This is a genomic window from Pseudoalteromonas sp. SK18 (assembly GCF_001974855.1).
Classification (GTDB): Bacteria; Pseudomonadota; Gammaproteobacteria; order Enterobacterales; family Alteromonadaceae; genus Pseudoalteromonas.
Map to the genome: position 1 here is coordinate 39,060 of NZ_MTQB01000021.1, position 21,245 is coordinate 60,304.

Below are 21,245 nucleotides of genomic sequence, written 5' to 3' on the forward strand. Positions count from 1 at the left end.
ATATATTCCACATCAATTATTCAAAAAACGCTGGTTTGTTTAAATTAACAACAGAAATTGTTTGTTTATTCAGTAAATACTGAAAAGTTTGTATTAAAAGCTTGTAAGAACTAGTGTTTGTAGATATACCTATAAATATTCGCGCCGCATGAGTCGGCTAAACACATTTAAAAAACTAGGTTAGAAATAGGCAACTATGGGCAAATCGCTAGTAATTGTAGAGTCACCTGCTAAGGCTAAAACAATTAATAAATACTTAGGTAATGATTTTATCGTTAAGTCCAGTATTGGACACGTACGAGATTTACCTACATCAGGATCGGGCAAAAACAAAGTACCAGCAAGCAAAACACCTGCTGAGGTTCGTAAAATGCCACCTGATGAGAAAGCAGCGTATAAACAGCAACGTGACTATTCTAACTTAGTCGCGCGTATGGGAATCGATCCTGAAAAAGGGTGGGAACCACATTACGAAGTATTGCCGGGTAAAGAAAAGGTTGTTCAAGAATTACAAAAGCTTGCCCAAAATGCTGATCAAATCTATCTCGCAACGGATTTGGATAGAGAAGGGGAAGCAATTGCTTGGCACCTTCAAGAGCTGATAGGCGGTGAGCCTGAAAAGTATAAGCGCGTTGTGTTTAACGAAATCACTAAAAATGCAATTCAACAAGCGTTTGAAACTCCGGGTGAATTGAACACCGATATGGTTTTTGCACAACAAACTCGTCGTTTCCTAGACCGTGTTGTAGGTTTTATGGTTTCGCCTTTATTGTGGGCTAAAGTTGCACGAGGTTTATCGGCAGGACGAGTTCAATCTGTTGCAGTGCGGTTATTAGTAGAGCGCGAACGTGAAATTAAAGCGTTTATTCCTGAAGAGTTCTGGGATATTCATGCAGATGTTAAAAATAGCGAGTCTGACTTACGTTTAGAAGTCACTAAACAAGCAGACAAGCCATTTAAGCCTGTAAATGAAGCACAAGCTACAGCAGCAGTTAAAAGCCTTGAGAATGCCGAATATAAAGTTGTAAGCGTTGAAGAAAAACCAAGTAAGAGTCGCCCAAGTGCGCCATTTATTACTTCAACCATGCAACAAGCCGCCAGCACTCGACTCGGTTATGGCGTTAAAAAGACCATGATGCTTGCGCAGCGTCTATATGAAGGTGGTTATATTACCTATATGCGAACCGACTCAACTAATCTATCAAAAGATGCGGTTGAGATGTGTCGTGAGTATGTAACCAACGAGTTTGGTGCAAAATATTTACCAGCAGATCCAATTAACTACAGTTCAAAAGGCAATGCACAAGAAGCGCATGAAGCGATTCGTCCTTCTAGCGTATCGGTACTTTCAGGACATGTTGAAGGTGTTGATGCCGATGCGAAAAAGCTTTATGAGCTTATTTGGCGCCAGTTTGTGGCTTGTCAAATGGTGCCTGCTGAGTACGACTTAACCACATTAACCGTTGCCGCCAATGATTTTACATTAAAGGCAAAAGGGCGCGTGCTTCGCTTTGATGGTTGGACAAAAGTACAGCCAGCAGTGCGTAAAAAGAACGAAGAAGATCAATCACTTCCTGCTGTTAAGCAAGGTGAAGTTCTCACCTTAGTTGAGCTTGATCCTAAGCAGCACTTTACCAAGCCGCCAGCACGTTTTAGTGAAGCGAGCTTAGTTAAAGAACTTGAAAAACGTGGTATTGGCCGTCCTTCAACTTACGCGTCTATCATTTCGACTATTCAAGACCGTGGCTATGTTCGAGTAGAAAATCGCCGCTTTTTCGCTGAAAAAATGGGTGAAATTGTTACCGATCGCCTAGTTGAAAACTTTACTGATTTAATGAACTTCGATTTTACCGCTAAAATGGAAGGTCGTTTAGATGATATCGCCGAAGGCGAGCGTGTTTGGACGCAAGTTCTCGATAAGTTTTATGCCGATTTCTCAACCCAGTTAAACATTGCTAAAGGCGAACCAGATGAAGGCGGGATGCGTCTGAATCAAATGGTAGAAACCGATATTGACTGTCCAACCTGTGGTAGAAAAATGGGCATTCGTACTGCTTCAACGGGCGTATTCTTAGGCTGTACAGGTTATAACTTGCCACCTAAAGAGCGCTGTACTACCACTATGAACTTAGTGTCGGGTGATGAAGCGGTTGCAGCTGATGTTGAAGACGTTGAAACAGAAACATTAATGCAAATGAAGCGCTGTCCAATTTGTGAAACAGCGATGGATTCATATCTTATCGACGAGACCCGTAAACTACATGTGTGTGGTAATAACCCAGCATGTCAGGGTCATGTTGTTGAAGAGGGTACCTTTAAAATTAAAGGCTACGACGGCCCTATTATCGAATGTGATAAATGTGGCGCTGATATGGAGTTAAAGTCAGGTCGATTTGGTAAGTACTTTGGTTGTAACAACGATGAATGTAAAAATACCCGTAAGTTGTTAAAAAATGGCGAAGCTGCGCCGCCAAAAGAAGATCCAGTTCATATCCCTGAATTAGAATGTGAAAAGTCTGAAGCCTATTTTGTATTACGTGATGGCGCGGCCGGTATTTTCTTAGCTGCAAATACGTTCCCTAAATCACGAGAAACACGCGCTCCTAAAGTAGAGGAGTTACAACGCTTTAGAGATCGTATTTCGCCCAAGTTTTACTACCTAGCTGATGCACCAGCCAAAGATCCTGATGGCAACCTTGCTGTTGTGCGTTACAGTCGTAAAAACAAATCTCAATATGTGATGACTGAGGTTGATGGTAAAGCAACTGGTTGGACGGCTCATTACGAGGGTGGTAAATGGGTAGAAGAGGCGAAGAAAAAAGCTGCGCCTAAAAAGAAAGCCGCCGCGAAAAAAGCCCCCGCTAAAAGTAAAGCAAAACCAAAAGCTAAAAAAGACGGCGAATAATTAATTATTCACCGCTTTAATAATAAAAAACCGGAACGCACAGCCTGTGACAGTTCCGGTTTTTTTTGCAAGATTAAACCTATCGCAATGGCGTTTTTAATCTGATTTTTTCTTTCAGGATTAAAAATGTAACCAATTTAGGTTCGATCCGCTCAATTATTCATTAAATTTTAACAGCAGTGACTTTGTTATAGCCTTCAGATGTTAGTTCATCATTCACACACTTTAAAACGTAGTTATAAAGCTCTTCATTGCTTACGTCGTCTTCTTTAGCCCAACTAACGCACATTTCTGTGAATTCTTGAATCGTTTCGGCTGAAGCGTCTGTAGCATCGTTTGCAACTGCATTAGCAGCTGAAAAAACGAAAAAAGGTGCAACGATTAACGCGAGTAATGCTTTATTCATTTTCTTATTCCTAAAAATGGAGTAACAATCGAATTATGCATTCAAATAATGTCTGCATAAAACAAGTGTAACCAAGCCAGAACATCTCTGTTGGTAAGTTGATTTTTAATCACAATTCACACAAAGGAAAACGAAATATTTTTATCGTCAGGATAAGCGTATTGCGTACCTGTCTCTGGGTTTAAGTGATTGTGTTACAGTTAAATTTAAGCTAATGTCGCGTTTTAATTTTTAGGTGCCCTTATGTCAGAGCCACACACAAATAATACAAATAAAAAAATACAACCTGTTCATAAAGTAGAGCACGCGCTTGAGTCGTTTATATTTAAAGGGCGCTGGTTACTCGCCCCGTTTTTTGTAGGCCTATTATTTGCAGTGGTTTTACTACTTATAAAGTTTTTTAAACAGCTATATTTGATGGGTATCGCGACGTTTACTGCCAGTAATCAGGAGTTATTAGTTGGTATATTAACGTTAGTTGATACTGCTTTGTTAGCAGGTTTACTGCTGATTATTATATTTAGTGGCTACGAAAATTTTGTCTCTAAGCTTAATATTGAAAATCATGAAGACCGCCCTGCATGGATGGGAAAAGTGGGCTTTTCTGGTTTGAAAATGAAATTGATTAGTGCAATAGTAGCCATTTCAGCCGTTGAGCTGTTAAAGGTCTTTATAAGTTCTGCGTCTCATTCTAATGATGAATTACTCTGGAAAGTGCTGATACACGTCACCTTTGTGGTATCAGGTGTACTATTTGCTTTTACCGATTATTTAAATAGTAAAACAGTTAACCACTAAAAATTTGCTATAAAAAAACCCGAGCAATGCTCGGGTTTTCTTTTACGTATAAATGCTAACTATTAACTGCAGCGGGCGTAATAGCAGCCAAAAGGTTCAACAGTCAGTGTTGCATTGTTAAGCTGTGCGTTGTGATGAGAAAGCGCGCTATGTTCTTTTTCAACACTTACATCAATATCAAGCTCTGCTTTTGCCCCGATTAAATTAAATACACATAACATCTTTTCTTCGTTTAATGTGCGGTAAAACGCCAAAATTGGCTCGGCAGTTTGTAAAAACTCAATATCACCTTCAAGTAATACCGGCTGGTTTTTACGCCAGGCCATAAACTCACGGTACGCATTTAATATTGAGTTTGCATCATTCTCTTGCTCAGCAACTGCTTGGAGCTTGTGTTGTTGATCAACAGGTAACCACGGTTTTACCTCGCTAAATCCTGCATTGTGTGAATTTGGTTGTGAGTTATCAAGGTTTTCCCAAGGCATTGGGGTACGACATCCATCGCGACCTTTAAAGTTTGGCCAAAACGTAATGCCGTAGGGGTCTTGCAAATCCTCAAAGGCGACGCTGGCTTCACCGAGTCCGAGTTCTTCACCTTGATACATACACACGCTGCCACGAAGAGAGGCAAGCAGGGCAGTCAACATTTTACATTGCGCTGGGTTTGCCTTTCCCGTTTCACTCCAACGGCTAGCAACACGTTCTACGTCATGGTTACTAAATGCCCAGCAAGGCCAGCCTTCAGTCATACGTTGTTCAAGTGTAGTAACAGTGTTTCTTATATACTCGCTCGAGTAATCATCCGTTAATAGCTCAAAGCTGTAACCCATGTGCAGTTTATCGCCACCTTGGGTGTATTCTGCCATCGTGGCTAATGAATCTTCAGATGAAATTTCACCCAGTGATACGGTACCAGGGTATTTGTTAAGTAAAGTGCGAATATCACGCATAAACTCTATGTTTTCAGGCTGCGTATTATTGTAGTAATGATACTGAAATGCATACGGGTTATCTTCGCTAAAGCCACGGCCTTGACGTTTTTCTTTTGGTTTAGCTGGGTTATCACGAAGCAAAGCGTCATGATAGCAAAAGTTAATAGCGTCTAACCTAAAGCCATCCACGCCTTTTTTAAGCCAAAACTCAACATTGTCTAGTACGGCTTGGCGAACGTCAGGGTTGTGAAAGTTAAGATCCGGTTGTTCAGTGAAAAAGTTATGTAAGTAGTATTGTCCACGACGCGGCTCCCACTGCCATGCACCGCCACCAAAAATAGACAACCAGTTGTTTGGTGCTGTCCCGTCTTCTTTAGCATCGGCCCATACATACCAGTCAGCTTTATCGTTGGTTAAGTCTTCACGACTATCAATAAACCATTGGTGTTGATCTGAGGTGTGGCTTAGCACTTGGTCAATAATAATTTTAATGTCGCGTTGATGTGCTTGTGCAATTAACTCATCAAAATCATCTAAATTACCAAAAATCGGGTCAATATCACGATAGTCGCTAATATCATAACCAAAATCTTTCATCGGTGATTTAAAGAAAGGTGAGATCCAAATAGCATCCACCCCTAAGCTTTTAATGTAATCAATACGATTTATTATCCCTTTTAAATCACCAATGCCATCGTTGTTGCTATCTTGAAAGCTACGCGGATAAACCTGATAAATAACCGCACCTTTATACCATTGCTTTTGGGCCATGCTTTTCTCCGTTTTCACACTGTCTTTGTGTTGTTCTTTTTTTAGAGGTAATAATCCCCGTTTATTTGAAAAAGCATACTTGAAGCCCGTCATACTGTAAAAATCCTGCATACGTATGCACAGATTTGAAGGCATTAAAACAAGGTGAACAAATCATTTAGGCAATCGTTTTGGGTCTTGGATTATTCTTATTTTACTTTACCAATTTTAATATTGAGTTGTTAATTTATTGTTTGCGCCATATGGGTGCGCAAAAACAAAGGTTTGCACTGAGTTGGTGTTTTTTGGTATTGGTCTTACCAATTGCATTTGAATGGAGAGTGTTTTTAATAATAATTTTAAAAATAAAATTATCTTGTTTCACTTTATTATCGTTTTATGAATGGTTTATTTTATAAAAAAATAAATACAGGCTATCACTAAACTTATAAATTGCGTTTGCACCAAAATAACCCAATGTAAAACAGCTAGTTATATATTGGGTTGTGAATTTAATGTTAACTTTTGACGGGGGATGCTATTTTGAATACGTATGCATAAAGTTGTTAATAAAATAATACGAGCGTTAATATTCATCCTGACAACAAAATAAGCTCGCATGTTTAACTATCACTTAAGCAAGTAAGCGGGTATCACATTATGGGTAACGGGAAAACATTATGGCTATGTTCAAACCAAGTATACTAACGCTAGCATTAACTGCTGCCGGATTATCAAGCTTTGCCACCACTGCGGCACAAGAAGAAACAATAAAAAATGATGATGTAGAAATCATCGAAGTGAAAGGTTTTCGCGGTAGTGTTGTTGAATCAATAAATACTAAGCGTTTTTCAACACAGGTGGTTGAGTCAATTTCTGCTGAAGACATTGGTAAACTTCCAGATACATCTATTGCAGAGTCAATCGCACGTTTACCAGGTTTAACAGCGCAACGTCTTGATGGCCGTGCTAGTCGTGTAAGTGTTCGTGGTTTTAGCGAAAACGAGAGTGCAACAACTTTTAATGGTCGTGAGCAAGTCTCTATTGGTGACAACCGTGGTGTTGAGTTTGACCTTTACCCATCAGAAATAATGAGCGGCGTAACCGTTTATAAAACACCAAGTGCCAGTATTGAAGCTGAAGGTATTGCCGGTGTAATCGACATGCAAACGGTAAAGCCTTTAAGTAAAGGCGAGCGCGTGATCATGTTTAATGGTCAGTTAGAGCAGTCAGGTTTTGATAAGCTAAATCCTGATGGTGATGATAAAGGCTTTCGTGGCACAGTTTCATACATTGATCAGTTTGCAGATGACACTATAGGTGTTGCATTTGCTTACAACACAATGAGCTCACCAAACCAAGAAAAACGCTGGAATTCTTGGGGATACCCTGAATTCGACGTTGATGGACAGAATTATTCAATCTTAGGCGGCGCCAAACCATTCGTACGTTCATCAACACTTGAACGTGATTCAGCGATGCTAGTAGTGGAAGCAGCACCAAATGATCGTCTAAACATGACGTTTGATGCGTTATATGTAGATTTTAACGATGAAAAAATCTTACGTGGTATTGAAGTACCTTTCGCCTGGGGTCAAGGTAGCATCGACCCAAATAGTGTTACTGTAGATGAACAGTCTGGCTTTATCACCAGTGCAACAACGCAAGGTCAACGCGTTGTAGTTCGCAATGATGTTGAAGAACGTGATGCTGAATTAACGCAATTTGGATTTAATACTAAATATGACATTGACGATTCATGGTCGGTAGAGTTTGATGCGAGCTTATCTGAAGTTGAGCGTAAGGACTGGAGCTTACAAAGTTATTCTGGCACAGGCCGTGGCGATGCAAATGGTATTGCTGACAACATTGGTTACTCACTTGATGGCGGTAATACCGGCGCCAAATTTAGCCACGAGTTAGATTATAGTGATTATGCTTTAATTCAGTTAGGTGGTCCTTTGTCATGGGGAACCAGCTCAGCGCTAAATAATAAGTACGGCTTAAATGATACGGCTTATCAAAACACCGCACAAGATGGCTTTATTAATGCACCTGAAGTTAATGATGAACTACATACTTTAAAACTAGCAGCAAGCAAGCTATTAGAAAACGATTACTTAAGCAAAGTAAGTTTTGGTATGTCATATCGCGACCGTGAGAAGAGTAAAAAGTCTGAAGGGTATTACTTAACATTAAGCGATTTCTCATTAGATAATCCTGGTACGCTTGTCGTTCCAGAGCAATATCGCCTCGGAACAGCTAGCTTAGGCTTTATCGGTATGGGGGATATGATTGCCTATGATACCCGTGCACTAGTTGACGATGGATATTATGACTCAATTCAAGAAAGTTTAACGGATATAAAACACACTACGCAATCGTACACAGTTCAAGAAAAAGTTACGGCGTTTTTTGTTCAAGCTGATATTAATGCTGAAGTAGGTGAACTACCATTAACAGGTAACTTTGGTGTTCGCTATGTTAGAACTGAGCAATCTTCGCAAGGTTTTGCGGCTGTGCCGAATGACGTGACTGGTCTAGTTGAAGCCGTTCCTAACAATGTGTCACACGATTATAGTCATGTTTTACCTAGTCTTAATTTATCTTTAGCGCTAGATGAAAATCAAACTGTGCGTTTTGGTGCCGCTAAAACTATCTCACGAGCCCGCCTAGATGAAATGAATGCTTCTGTTAATGCGAGCTACAATTCTGAGCGTCCTGATGAGAATGGCAACTATTGGTCAGTATCTGGTGGTAATCCTACACTTGAACCAAAAGAAGCAACGGGTTTTGATTTTACTTATGAAAACTACTTTAGTGCAGAAGGATACTTCTCAGCGGCTGTATTTTATAAAGACTTAAGCCAATGGATATTTGATGGTGTATACGAAGTTGATATGTCAGGAGTTGCTAACCCTTCAACGGGTGAGATACCAGAGAATAGTACCGGTACTGGATCAGGTAAAGTGAATGGCGGTGGTGGAGATCTTTGGGGCTATGAATTGTCTCTTGCTCTACCGTTTAATATTTTTAGTGATTCATTAGAAGGTTTTGGTTTAATTGCCAGCCATACAGGAATTGAACAAGATATTGAAGATCAAAACGGTAATGAATACGAATTACCTGGTTTGTCGGATAAAATTGAAAGCTTAACTTTTTATTATGAAAACTATGGCTTCCAAGCACGTACTAGTATGCGTAAACGTAGCGACTTTAAAGGTGATATTTACAACGCAGGTTATGAAACTCAGCAAGTGAATATCTTAGGTGAAACAATTTGGGACGTACAAGTTGGTTACGATTTTGGCGAAGCAGGTGTTGAGAGCTTAGATGGCTTAAATGTGACATTCCAAGTACAAAATATCACTGAAGAACCATTTACAACACTAAGTGGTGATAATGCCTTACAAGTGCGTGATTACCAAGATTATGGGCGTAACTTTATTCTTGGATTTAGCTACAAGCTATAATAAGTTTTGTATTAAGAAGCCCTTGTAATTAGTTTTACAAGGGCTTTTTTATAACTACTTTACCTAAGTTTTATCAAACTTTTTAAATTCTGATTTAAAAAAGTGAGCAATAATATGAAGCCAATAAAACATGTCGTCATTGCAGGCGGTGGAACAGCTGGTTGGATAACCGCAGCACTACTTAATAAAGTGTTAGGTAAAGTAATTAATATTACCCTTATTGAATCAAGTAGCATTGGCACTATAGGTGTGGGAGAGGCCACTATTCCTCCTATTATTGGGCTTAATAATGCGCTCGGTATTAATGAGCAAGATTTTATAAATGCTACTAATGCGTCTATCAAACTGGGTATAGAGTTTGAAAATTGGAAAACACCAGGGCATAGCTACATGCATGCATTTGGCTCGTTTGGTAAAGATTTTCCCTTTTGTGACTTTTATAATTTTTGGGTAAAAGGGCACATTAATGGCAGCGAGGATTCTTTATGGGATTTTTCTCTTAACTATCAAGCCGCTAAACAGCACAAATTTACGCTACTAAATACTATTCCTAATACTCAATTACCAGGACTTAGTTATGCTTTTCATTTTGACGCCACTTTATATGCTGAATATTTAAAAAATCTTGCATTATCACGCGGCGTTAAACACATTGATGCAAAAATAGAACGTGTTGAGCAATGCCCAGACACAGGTAATATCACCAACTTAACACTTGACGATAATAGCCAAATCCAAGGCGATTTATTTATAGATTGTACTGGCCAGCGCGCACTTTTAATTGAGCAAACTCTTAATACGGGGTTTGTTGATTGGTCACATTATTTACCTTGCGATAGTGCTGTTGCAGTGCAATCAACAGGCAGTAACGAATTAAAGCCCTATACGCGCTCCATAGCACATGCCGCAGGTTGGCAGTGGCAAATTCCGCTACAAAATCGAACAGGTAATGGCTTAGTGTATTGCAGCCGTTATTTATCGGATGAGTCAGCAACCGCGCTTTTATTAAATAACTTACCGGGTGAGCCAACAACAAGCCCGCGTTTAATTAAATTTAAAACAGGTCGTCGTTTAAAGCAGTGGCATAAAAATGTAGTCGCAGTAGGGCTCTCTAGTGGATTTTTAGAGCCTTTAGAGTCTACTAGTATTCACTTAATACAAAGTGCGGTCACACGTTTAATTAAGTTGTTTCCTCATAATGGGGTTAGTGATGCGTTAGTAACTGAATTTAATAAGCAAAGCATCAGTGAAATCGAGCATATTCGTGACTTCATTATTTTGCACTATAAATTAACTGAGCGAGAAGACACCCCATTTTGGCGTCAATGTAAGCAAATGGAAATTCCTCAATCGTTAGCGCATAAAATGGATTTATTTAAACAAACGGGCAAAGTCGTGCGCGAAAACGACGAGTTATTCGCAGAAGTAGCTTGGCAGCAAGTGTTTATAGGTCAAGGCCTAATACCAAATGACTATAACAGTATTGTTGACTCATTAAGCAGTGAACAACTAACGGATTTATTCGCAACGTTAAAAACCCTAATAAATTCAACGGTAGATAAACTACATACTCATAAAGAGTTTTTAGCTAAGTTAAAAACAAACTAAGTGGCGTGACGTGGTGCTTTGGTTGCGGGTTAATTGTCACTGAATATGGCTGTGAATACGTATGCAGCAACTGTAACCAAGCCTTACTTAGCTTTAGTATAAACCTATAACAACACTGAAATAAAAATGACACACACAATGAAAAAAAGATTTTACACGCCGTTGCTTATATGCAGCGCATTGCTGGTGCACGGTTGCAGTGATGACAAAGAGATAAAAACAGATTTGTTAGTTAAGCAAACAGACCCAGTTAAGCCAGTGGTATATCAAGTATTTACTCGTTTATTTGGTAACACCCAAACCGCTAATGTGCCATGGGGAACCAAAGAGCAAAATGGAGTTGGTAAGTTTGCTGATTTTAACGACGAGGCACTAAAAGGCATTAAAGAGCTAGGTACCACGCATGTGTGGTACACCGGCGTTTTGCATCATGCCTTGGTGGGTGATTACACTGAGTACGGTATAAAACAAGACGATCCTGATGTGGTAAAAGGGCGTGCAGGTTCGCCTTATGCAATAAAAGATTATTACGATGTAAATCCAGATTTGGCAATTAATGTTACCAATAGACTCGAAGAGTTCAGCGCGCTAATTGAGCGTACTCACGAGCATGACATGAAAGTAATTATTGATATTGTTCCTAATCATGTAGCTCGAGATTATCACTCAATCGCTAAGCCTAACGGCGTGAAAGACTTTGGTGAGGACGATGATACCAGCAAGGCGTATGCTAAAAATAATAATTTTTACTATGTACCGGGTGAATCATTTAAAGTACCAACAAGCGACAGTTACCAAGTGTTAGGTGGCAACAAACACCCTTTAGCCGATGGTCAATTTAGTGAAATCCCAGCAAAATGGACTGGCAATGGTGCACGTGCTCCAAAGCCTGATATAAACGACTGGTACGAAACGGTAAAAGTTAACTACGGTGTTAAACCCGATGGCAGCCTAGACTTTCCAACTTTACCTAAATCGCTTGAAAACCAAGATTACCGTGCACATTATGAATTTTGGCAAGATAAAGAACTGCCAAATAGTTGGTATAAATTTAGAAATATTGCCCTTTATTGGCTAGATAAAGGGGTTGATGGCTTTCGCTATGATATGGCTGAAATGGTACCCGTTGAATTTTGGAGCTTTTTAAATTCATCAATAAAAACACATAAACCCGATGCGTTTTTACTCGCCGAAGTATATAACCCATTGATGTACCGCACCTATATTCACCAAGGTAAAATGGACTACTTGTATGACAAGGTCGGTTTTTACGACACCCTAAAAGGGATTATGCAAGGTAAGCAACCCGCTAACACGTTATTTAAAGCACAAGCAGAAGTGGCAGACATTGAACAGCACATGCTGCATTTTTTAGAAAACCATGACGAACAACGTATCGCAAGTCCTGACTTTGCTGGCGACGCTGCATGGGGTAAACCGGCTATGGTGGTTTCTAACTTAATTAGTCGTTCGCCAACCTTGCTTTATTTTGGCCAAGACGTAGGTGAAGATGGATCAGAAAACGCAGGCTTTGGTTCGCCTACACGCACCAGTATTTTTGATTACATTGGCGTACCAGCGCACCAAGCATGGATGAATAATGGCAAGTTTGATGGCGCAAATTTAACTCCTGAGCAAGCACAGTTACGTCAATACTATATCGCAATTATGGAACTTAATGGCTTACCTGCTGTTGTTGCCGGTGATATGGCACCCTTGATGGTAACAGGCAGTGATAGAGTGGTGGGTTTTGTACGCACCTTAGGCCAGCAATCATTATGGGTGCTGAGCAACTTTAGCCAGCAAGCACAAACAGTCACTATTACGCTCACGCCAAATCAAGCAACAATGCTCAAACCAAACTCCACGCTATACGACCTACTAGAGTCGCATAACGGTATTTTGGTGAGCGATGATAAACAAATTACAACCTTTACGCTGACCCTTGATGCACTCAGTAGTGCCGTTTTAACAAATAAGGCTGATCATGAATTATAACAACAAACCAACCTTAAGCTTTTGGCAAATATGGAACATGTGCTTCGGCTTTTTAGGCATTCAATTTGGCTTTGCACTGCAAAACGGTAACGTAAGCCGAATTTTTCAAACACTTGGCGCTAATGTCGACGATATTCCTATTTTATGGGTTGCAGCGCCGCTCACGGGCTTAATTGTGCAACCAATTATTGGTTATTGGAGTGATAAAACTTGGGGCAAATTAGGCCGCCGTCGTCCTTTCTTTTTATACGGCGCTATATTAACCACGTTATCGCTTTTTATTATGCCAAATTCTCCCACGCTTTGGATTGCTGCGGGTATGCTGTGGATTATGGATGCCTCAATTAACGTTACCATGGAACCGTTTCGTGCATTAGTAGGCGACAACTTGCCAAACAAGCAGCGCGCCACAGGCTATGCCATGCAAAGCTTTTTTATAGGTGTGGGAGCGGTGGTTGCATCAGCACTGCCTTGGATGATGACCAACTGGTTTGATATTGCTAATACTGCACCGATTGGTCAAATTCCTGATTCTGTAAAGTATTCGTTTTACTTTGGTGGGGTTATTTTATTTATTGCAGTTGGCTGGACTATTGTCACCACAAAAGAGTACTCACCCGAGCAGCTCGCACAATTTAATCAACAAGAATCACAAACAACACAAACCAATATTACTAATAGCGTTAATTTTACCAAAGGCGGCGTTATTTTTAGCGGCTTAGGTTTGCTTGTTTTAGCCACAGTATTAGGGCTGGATCTGGAAAAAGAACTTTACTTGCTGGCTGCTGGGTTAGTTAGTTTTGGTGTTATTCAATTTATTGCAGCGGCATTAAAAGCTAAACAGCACACTAGCGGCGGTTTTTATAATGTAGTGAATGATGTATTCACTATGCCTGAGGCGATGAAGCAATTGGCATGGGTACAATTTTTTAGTTGGTTTGCGTTATTTGCTATGTGGATTTATAGCACCTCAGCGGTTACTAGCTTTCATTACGGTAGTACCGACACCAGCTCGTTAGCCTACAACAACGGTGCAGATTGGGTGGGTATATTATTCGCTGCATACAACGGCTTTGCCGCGATTGCTGCTTTATGTATCCCGATCATCGTTAAACGCGTGGGATTAAAAGTAGCACATGCACTTAACCTTATTTTAGGTGCGTTGGGCCTAGCGAGCTTTATGTTCATCAAAGATCCTAGTTTACTTATTTGGCCAATGATAGGCGTAGGTTTTGCGTGGGCGTCTATTTTATCACTGCCTTATGCAATGTTAAGTACTTCAGTACCGAGTCATAAAATGGGCGTTTACATGGGCATTTTCAACTTTTTCATTGTGATCCCACAATTATTAGCCGCCAGCGTACTGGGATTAATATTACGCCACTTTTTTGAAAACCAACCTATTTACGCATTAGTACTGGGCGCTGTGTCGTTTGTACTTGCAGCGGTTGCGGTATTGCGTGTTAAGCACACTCAGTAAAGTAACGAGTAAACTGAAATTAATTAAGGCTTTAAAATGAAAAAATTAAATACAATTACCACCAGTTTATTAATGCTTGGTTTAACAGCTTGTGGCGCGCAGCAAGAGCCATCAAACAGCGCTGTAATGCAGGTATCGGCACCGGGAGCCCCTGGGGCAGATCCATTTTGGGCTTATGCAGGTAAAACCGGTATTGGCACATCTTTTGAGCAATATCAAAATGGCCACTACAGTGATGAGGCCCCTACAGGAGCGGTTTCAAAAGTATGGTTTTCAATTGCTAAAGGTATGATCACCGAAACAATGTTTGGGCTTATTCACCAAGCGCAAATTAAAGACATGCAATTTGTTGTAGTAGGAAAGGATTTTACAGTCACAGAAGCTGACGATTTAGACGTTACCATTGACTACTTATACAAAGACGATAAAGGCCGCCCGTTATCATTAGCTTACAAAGTAGTAAGCAAAGATAAACAAGGCCGCTTTAACCTCGAAAAACACATATTTACCGATCCTGATGGGCAAAGCTTATTTGTACGCAGTATTTTTAATACCCAGCTTGAAGGCGTTAAGGCATACGTAAGCGTTAACCCGTATGTTGATAATAACGGCCTTGATGATTTTGCTAAAACTACAGAACAAGGATTGCTGGCATGGCAAGACAACAGCTACCTTTCATTGCAAGGTGCTCAGCCATTTAAACAAACAAGTGTTGGTTTTACAGGTGTGAGCGATGGTTTAAGCCAGCTTAAAACAACTCAGCAGCTTACTCAGGTTTATAAAAATACCGGTGAAAAATCGGGTAATGTTAGCCTACTTGCAGAGCTGGGTGAAATTGGTGAAAACAGCCAGTTCGATTTAACCCTAAGCTTTGGTAATAGCGAACAAACCAGCTTTAAACAAGGCCAAGCTACGTTAGCCAAAGGTTACCAAGCGGTGCTTGATAATTACAACGGTAAAGGCGAAGCGCTTGGTTGGCAAGACTACCTGCAAAGCCTTGCACCGCTTAATAACATGAGCGAACAAACCGCAGATAACGGCAAGTTACTTTACACCAGTGCCATGGTACTTAAAGCGCAAGAAGATAAAACTCATGCAGGTGCGCTTATTGCCTCACTATCTAACCCTTGGGGCGAAACCGTATCGGCTAAAACAGGCTCTACTGGTTACAAAGCGGTATGGGTGCGCGACTTTTATCAAGTTGCCATGGCGTTTATGGCCATGGGCGATGATGCGACCGCTAAAACCGCATTCGAATACCTTGAAAAAGTTCAAGTAAACAGCAAAACCCCAGGCAATAAAGGCGATACAGGGTGGTTTTTACAAAAAACACATGTTGATGGTGAACTAGAATGGGTAGGTGTACAGCTTGACCAAACAGCAATGCCACTCATGCTTGCTTGGAAACTCCATCAGGCAGGTGTATTAAGTGATGCAGAGCTCACTGATTGGTATAGTCGTATGTTAAAACCTGCGGCAGACTTTTTAGTTGAGGGTGGTCGTGCAAACATTCTATGGAACGACACACAAATAACGCCGCCAGCCACTCAGCAAGAACGCTGGGAAGAGCAAGAAGGGTATTCGCCATCAACCACCGCAGCGGTTGTTGCTGGTTTAATTACTGCAGCTGATATCGCTAAACTAGCAGGTGATGATGCCAATGCAACACGTTACCTAAATACAGCTAAGCGTTATAACAATGATATTGAAAAATTAATGTTTACAACAGCTGGTAATTTAGAGTCGAGCGCTTCTGATGGTGAATATTTCATTCGCATTGGCCAAGACAAAGACGCCAATTCAAATACTAAAATTAACGCTAATAATGGCCGTGAAGGCTTTAATAAAAAGCAAATTCTCGATGGTGGATTTTTAGAACTGGTTCGCTATGGCGTACGTGATGCGCTAGCGCCTAGCATAGTCAAAACACTGCCAGAATATGATGACGAAACCCTAACCGATAACCTACAAGTTAAATACAGCTTTGAGTTTGCTGATGGTAGCGGCACATTTTCAGGCTACCGCCGCTATGGTAACGACGGGTACGGTGAAGACGAGGTAACGGGCGCTAACTATGCGCAAGGTGGGAAAAACAGCCCAGGGCAACGTGGGCGAGTTTGGCCATTTTTTACCGGTGAACGTGGTCATTACGAAATTGCCGCTGCAAATGCCAATAACAGTTTAGATGCAACTAAACAGCAGGCTATTAAAAATAGTTATGTAAAAGGCCTAGAGCAATTTGCTAACCAAGGCATGATGCTACCTGAACAAGTATGGGATGGTGTAGGCATTAATAAAGCGGGTTATACGTTAGGCGAGGGTACAAACTCGGCCACACCACTGGCATGGACACATGCGGAATACGTGAAGCTAGTGCGCTCACTAAGCGACAAGCAGGTATGGGATCATTACCCAGTGGTAACTAAAGCACTAAAATAACCGCAAACTAATTAACATAGCCGTAGTAAAATAAAATACGGCTATGTTATTTATTACAATAATAACGAGGCTGAAATGAAAACATTTACCTTGAGCGCATTAGCATTAGCAATCATGCTAACAGGCTGCCAAAGCGCACCATCATTAAATAACATCACTAATAACACCGAAACATCACAACTAAACACTGAACAACAAGCAAACCCATGGTGGGAAACCGCCATTTTTTACCAAATTTGGCCACGCAGTTTTTACGACAGCGATGCTGATGGCCATGGCGATTTTAATGGTATGACCCAAAAGCTACCGTATTTACAAGAGCTCGGCGTAAATGCACTGTGGTTAACCCCGATGTTTGAAGCGCCTTCTTATCATGGCTATGATTTTACTGAATTTTACCAAGTAGAAAACGACTACGGCAGCATGGCAGAGTTTGAAGCCTTTATAAAAGCTGCTGACGACAAAGGCATGAAAGTCATACTTGATTTAGTTATAAACCATATATCAAGTAACCATGAATGGTTTCAGCGTTCAGCAAATAATGAAGCCCCTTATGCAGATTACTTTATTTGGCGCGACGATATGCCAAAAGCCGGAAGTGGTTGGGGACATGCTTGGAGTAATAACGACCAACCCGACGCAGTATGGCATTGGAATGAAACACGTCAGCAGTATTACTATGGTGCGTTTGGAGCAAGCCAACCTGACTTGAACTTACGCCACCCTGATGTTGTTGCCGAAATGGAAAAAATGGCTAAGTTTTGGCTTGATAAAGGCGTTGCAGGGTTTAGATTAGACGCAGTACGTTTTGCAATGGAAGGTGGCGCAGATGCGCAAGCCGATACCGACGAAACCATTGCATATTGGCAGCACTTTAACCAATACGTAAAAAGCGTTGATCCAGAGGCGTACTTAGTAGGTGAAGCATGGGCTGACATTCCCGTTGCGGCAAAATACTTTGGCGAAAGTAAAGGCCTCGATCAAGGCTTTGATTTTGAAGTGGGCTATAAAATACTGGGCTTATTAAAACCCGATGCCAGTGGTGAAGCGCAATTTGGCACCATGCAATCTAATCAACAAGTGAATACAGTTGATGCCAATGTGCTCAAACAAAATTTACAACAGCGTATTGATTCAACTGCGCCGCTTGATTTTTTTGCACCGTTTTTAACTAATCACGACCAAGAACGTGTGGCTTATCAACTTGCAGAGCACGACGATAAAGCAAAACTTGCCGCCGCCATGTTATTTAGCTCTCCTGGCACGCCGTATATTTATTACGGTGAAGAAATTGGCCTAACACAAGGTGGCACAGGTCATGATGTGTATAAACGCGCACCAATGCAGTGGGATAACAGCAACCAAGCTGGTTTTACTCAAGCTCAAACAAGTTGGGTTGAGCAGGCTGAACTGTTTGGTGATAACTACACCCAGTGGTGGCCTGAATATTTAGCACAGCAAATTAATGCTGCTGATCGCAATGTAAAAGCGCAACAAGCACAATCTAATTCACTGTGGCGTTTATATCAGCATTTAATAGCACTAAAAAAACAGCGCCCAGAGCTGGGCATTAAAGGCAGTTATGAATTAATACAGCATAACAACGGCCTAGTTGAAATAACCCGTGAGTTAAACGGCAGTAAAAGTATGTTTGTGCTTAACTTAACCGCTAACCCGCAAAGCATCAATAGTATTAAACGCGATGATTTAACGCCAAGCTGGCAACACGATCTCAATGACGAGCAACTCGCTGGCTATGGTTTATTGTTACTAAACAACACACTATAAATAAAACACACAAAAGGGGCTAACATACGTTAGCCCTTTTTTGTAAAAATGCTTTTATTGCATTGCCCCCAAGTTATAGCTCATTTTTAAAGTTTATTAGATTAGATAAAAGTCTTTTAAATTCATACTTTATAATATTTTACTTAGTGGGCTAATTACCCCGTTCGCGCCTTGTTGTAAAACATGCGTATATATTTGCGTGGTGCGAACATCGCTATGGCCGAGTTGTTCTTGCACAGTGCGTATATCTGCACCAGATTCAAGTAAGTGGGTAGCGAACGAGTGCCGTAGTGTATGGCAGGTAACATTTTTTTGAATTTTTGCCAGCTTTGCTGCCTGTTTAATTGCTTTACGAACTGTTGTTTCATCAATATGGTGGCGACGCAGCTTTTTACTTTCTGGGTCCATGCTTAACTGGGCAGAAGGAAACAAATATTGCCAGCTCATTTCATAAGGAGCCGCTGGGTATTTTCTAGCTAATGCATTCGCAAGCCAGACACCGGCATAGTCTGTTGCTTGTTTGTCTCGATGCCAGTAGTCATTTACCAAGTGACTTTGGCTGCGCAACAACGGCAGTAGTTCAAGTGCTAATGTTACTCTGCGGTTTTTATTGCCTTTGCCCTGCCAAATCATTAATGAGACATAGTCATAATCGACATCTTTAACCCGTAGCCTTACAGCTTCCATTAAACGTAGACCACTACCGTAAAGTATCTGAGCGATAAGTTTATACTTAGGATCCATTGCCAATAATAAGCGCTGCATTTCTTCACGGGTCAGTACTACAGGTAATTTAGGTGGCACGAGTGATTTATTAAAATTCATTTCAAGTGATAACGGTCGACTAATAATATGACGGTATAAAAATACCAAAGCATTTAAAGCCGTTGCCTGAGTTTTCATTGCAACATTACGCTGATTACTTAAATAAGATAAGAATTGCTCAACCTCCGACTCTGCCAATTGCGCCGGATGTTTTTTACCATGGTATAAAATGTAAAATTTTATCCAATATTGATAAGTGTCTATAGTACGCTTGGCATAACGACGCGTTATCATAAAGTCACGGATTGATTCTAAAAATATAGAAGCCATAATCTGCTCCAGCTGGTGCTGTATATACAAACAGTAGTTGTATTTAGTTTTTTTTCAACAACTCGCGGGATTATTTCTTGTATTTTACAACAACAAAAAAACAACAAATATAAATCCCTTGATTTACATTTAGATACAGAGTTAAACTTAAAGTATTAAAAAATCAAAGGATTTTATGTCTACAACTTGCGGGTTTAGATCCTTTGAATAAGCTGTTAAGCGGTAATCGATCAACGAGGTTCTGATCATTGAAACGAGAGGCATTGGAAAAATATCAGGTATTTATCTACCTGACCGGAATCCTTATAGGATTACTGGTCGGGGTGAAATTTCCTGAACAGTCAGAGATTCTAGAGTGGGCTTTGTGGCCTTTGCTAGGCATGCTTCTGTATACGACTTTTACTCAGGTTCCTCTAGGGCATCTGCGAGAAGCATTCTCTGACTCCCGCTTTATGCTGGCAGCGGTGATTGGTAATTTCGTTGTTCTCCCGTTAATTGTGTGGGGGTTAATGTCCGTTGGGCCTAACTTGCCTGCGGTCAAGTTAGGCATACTCTTGGTGTTATTGGTCCCGTGTACTGACTGGTTTATCACCTTCACACACTTGGGTGGGGGGGATACAAAGCGGGCCATTGCCTTTTCGCCAGTTAGTCTTTTGCTTCAGCTAATTCTCCTGCCAGTTTATATATGGCTTTTCCTTGGTTCGGAAATAACAACCAGCGTGATGCAGCGAGAGCTAGTTCTGGCCTTCTTCGGACTTATCGTCCTCCCCTTGGCGGCGGCATTTGCAACCGAAAAATGGGCTGAAAAACGAGAGGGCAGAGAAGCTATTCTGAATGCTTTTGGCTGGCTTCCCGTTCCGCTACTGGCATTGGTTGTGTTTTCTATAGCAGCGGCACAAGTCAATGTAGTCATTGATTCATTGGGCATACTCCCAAGCTTGTTTGCAGTGTTTTCTGCATTTCTTCTGATAGCTGGGGTTTTATCTTTAGTGCTTTCAAAAATATTTTCATTGCCAACAAATCAAGGCAGAGTTCTTGCCTTCAGTTTAGGTAGCAGGAATTCATTTGTGGTTCTTCCCCTAGCACTCTCTCTGCCTTCATCCTTTGAGCTTACGGTTGTAGTTATCGTATTTCAGTCATTGGTTGAGCTATTTGGGATGGCCGCTTACATATGGTGGGTTCCAAAAAAATTATATCCTTCAGCTATATGAATGCGGTGGCGCTTAACAAAGCCAAGCACAGCGACAGCTTTTCCGTTGCGGCTTCGCCTCCACTACAAAGCTGCGCGTGTTGGCGGCGTTAGCTCACTTATTTACATTGGAGTCCAAATTTTGTCAGGACAATCTAAAGGTACAGTTTATGCTCATGCATATTTCTCTGCTTCAGTAGAAAGAACGTTACAAGCTGATAATTTCGGAGATATATTCGCAGGTTTAACTAGTGTTGCTTTGTAGTGGTCAACTAATTTTGGCCACAGTTTTAGAATCTTGGTATCTAACCTCAGATTCATTTGGCGCTAAACCAGCATTATAATGATGTGGCCTAACGTTGTTGTAATATCCGTTGATATAAT

Annotated in this window: 12 protein-coding genes; 9 read left to right on the forward strand and 3 right to left on the reverse strand. The window is 40.8% G+C overall.

Features of this window, described 5'->3' with window-relative positions:
* Positions 1-196: 196 nt before the first annotated feature.
* Positions 197-2,905: a type I DNA topoisomerase gene (gene topA / locus BW139_RS14330; RefSeq protein ID WP_076920119.1), complete on the forward strand. Its 2,709-nt coding sequence runs from the start codon at positions 197-199 to the stop codon at positions 2,903-2,905.
* A 163-nt stretch (positions 2,906-3,068) separates the two neighbouring features.
* Here topA and BW139_RS14335 read toward each other — a convergent pair whose 3' ends face one another.
* Positions 3,069-3,311 carry a hypothetical protein gene (locus tag BW139_RS14335; RefSeq protein WP_076920120.1) on the reverse strand — a complete coding sequence of 81 codons (243 nt, stop codon included), beginning with the start codon at positions 3,309-3,311 and terminating at the stop codon, positions 3,069-3,071.
* A 243-nt stretch (positions 3,312-3,554) separates the two neighbouring features.
* Here BW139_RS14335 and BW139_RS14340 point away from each other — a divergent pair, with 243 nt between their 5' ends.
* The gene (locus BW139_RS14340) at positions 3,555-4,109 is read left to right on the forward strand and encodes a TIGR00645 family protein (RefSeq protein ID WP_076920121.1); all 555 of its coding nucleotides are present in this window, start codon (positions 3,555-3,557) and stop codon (positions 4,107-4,109) included.
* Between the two features lie 62 nt (positions 4,110-4,171).
* Here BW139_RS14340 and BW139_RS14345 read toward each other — a convergent pair whose 3' ends face one another.
* Positions 4,172-5,812 carry an alpha-glucosidase family protein gene (locus BW139_RS14345; protein WP_076920122.1) on the reverse strand — a complete coding sequence of 547 codons (1,641 nt, stop codon included), beginning with the start codon at positions 5,810-5,812 and terminating at the stop codon, positions 4,172-4,174.
* Between the two features lie 659 nt (positions 5,813-6,471).
* Between BW139_RS14345 and BW139_RS14355 the strand changes: the two genes are divergently transcribed.
* From BW139_RS14355 to BW139_RS14380, 6 genes are all read left to right on the forward strand, one after another.
* Positions 6,472-9,264: a TonB-dependent receptor gene (locus BW139_RS14355; RefSeq protein WP_055011871.1), complete on the forward strand. Its 2,793-nt coding sequence runs from the start codon at positions 6,472-6,474 to the stop codon at positions 9,262-9,264.
* Positions 9,265-9,378: 114 nt separating this feature from the next.
* On the forward strand, positions 9,379-10,872 hold the full coding sequence (locus BW139_RS14360) for a tryptophan halogenase family protein (protein ID WP_076920124.1): 1,494 nt from the start codon (positions 9,379-9,381) through the stop codon (positions 10,870-10,872).
* A gap of 138 nt (positions 10,873-11,010) precedes the next feature.
* Positions 11,011-12,870: an alpha-amylase family protein gene (locus tag BW139_RS14365; protein WP_076920131.1), complete on the forward strand. Its 1,860-nt coding sequence runs from the start codon at positions 11,011-11,013 to the stop codon at positions 12,868-12,870.
* Positions 12,860-14,350: an MFS transporter gene (locus BW139_RS14370; RefSeq protein ID WP_075169306.1), complete on the forward strand. Its 1,491-nt coding sequence runs from the start codon at positions 12,860-12,862 to the stop codon at positions 14,348-14,350. Before BW139_RS14365 ends, BW139_RS14370 begins: the two co-directional genes overlap by 11 nt.
* 36 nt (positions 14,351-14,386) lie before the next feature.
* The gene (locus tag BW139_RS14375) at positions 14,387-16,789 is read left to right on the forward strand and encodes a glycoside hydrolase family 15 protein (protein ID WP_076920125.1); all 2,403 of its coding nucleotides are present in this window, start codon (positions 14,387-14,389) and stop codon (positions 16,787-16,789) included.
* Between the two features lie 75 nt (positions 16,790-16,864).
* Positions 16,865-18,577 carry an alpha-amylase family glycosyl hydrolase gene (locus BW139_RS14380; RefSeq protein WP_076920126.1) on the forward strand — a complete coding sequence of 571 codons (1,713 nt, stop codon included), beginning with the start codon at positions 16,865-16,867 and terminating at the stop codon, positions 18,575-18,577.
* Between the two features lie 129 nt (positions 18,578-18,706).
* Here BW139_RS14380 and BW139_RS14385 read toward each other — a convergent pair whose 3' ends face one another.
* Positions 18,707-19,672 carry an integron integrase gene (locus BW139_RS14385; RefSeq protein WP_076920127.1) on the reverse strand — a complete coding sequence of 322 codons (966 nt, stop codon included), beginning with the start codon at positions 19,670-19,672 and terminating at the stop codon, positions 18,707-18,709.
* Between the two features lie 248 nt (positions 19,673-19,920).
* On the opposite strand from BW139_RS14385, the gene BW139_RS14390 reads away from it, so the two are divergent.
* A complete protein-coding gene (locus BW139_RS14390) occupies positions 19,921-20,883 on the forward strand; it encodes an arsenic resistance protein (RefSeq protein WP_076920128.1) in 963 nt (320 codons plus the stop codon).
* Positions 20,884-21,245: the final 362 nt, after the last annotated feature.

What these genes read in the sequence shown, in the direction of transcription:
- BW139_RS14360 (WP_076920124.1), top strand. Translation starts at nt 9,379, where the DNA reads ATGAAGCCAATAAAACATGTCGTCATTGCAGGCGGTGGAACAGCTGGT.
- BW139_RS14340 (WP_076920121.1), top strand. Translation starts at nt 3,555, where the DNA reads ATGTCAGAGCCACACACAAATAATACAAATAAAAAAATACAACCTGTT.
- BW139_RS14375 (WP_076920125.1), top strand. Translation starts at nt 14,387, where the DNA reads ATGAAAAAATTAAATACAATTACCACCAGTTTATTAATGCTTGGTTTA.
- BW139_RS14355 (WP_055011871.1), top strand. Translation starts at nt 6,472, where the DNA reads ATGGCTATGTTCAAACCAAGTATACTAACGCTAGCATTAACTGCTGCC.
- BW139_RS14345 (WP_076920122.1), bottom strand. Translation starts at nt 5,812, where the DNA reads ATGGCCCAAAAGCAATGGTATAAAGGTGCGGTTATTTATCAGGTTTAT.
- BW139_RS14365 (WP_076920131.1), top strand. Translation starts at nt 11,011, where the DNA reads ATGAAAAAAAGATTTTACACGCCGTTGCTTATATGCAGCGCATTGCTG.
- BW139_RS14335 (WP_076920120.1), bottom strand. Translation starts at nt 3,311, where the DNA reads ATGAATAAAGCATTACTCGCGTTAATCGTTGCACCTTTTTTCGTTTTT.
- BW139_RS14380 (WP_076920126.1), top strand. Translation starts at nt 16,865, where the DNA reads ATGAAAACATTTACCTTGAGCGCATTAGCATTAGCAATCATGCTAACA.
- topA (WP_076920119.1), top strand. Translation starts at nt 197, where the DNA reads ATGGGCAAATCGCTAGTAATTGTAGAGTCACCTGCTAAGGCTAAAACA.
- BW139_RS14385 (WP_076920127.1), bottom strand. Translation starts at nt 19,672, where the DNA reads ATGGCTTCTATATTTTTAGAATCAATCCGTGACTTTATGATAACGCGT.
- BW139_RS14370 (WP_075169306.1), top strand. Translation starts at nt 12,860, where the DNA reads ATGAATTATAACAACAAACCAACCTTAAGCTTTTGGCAAATATGGAAC.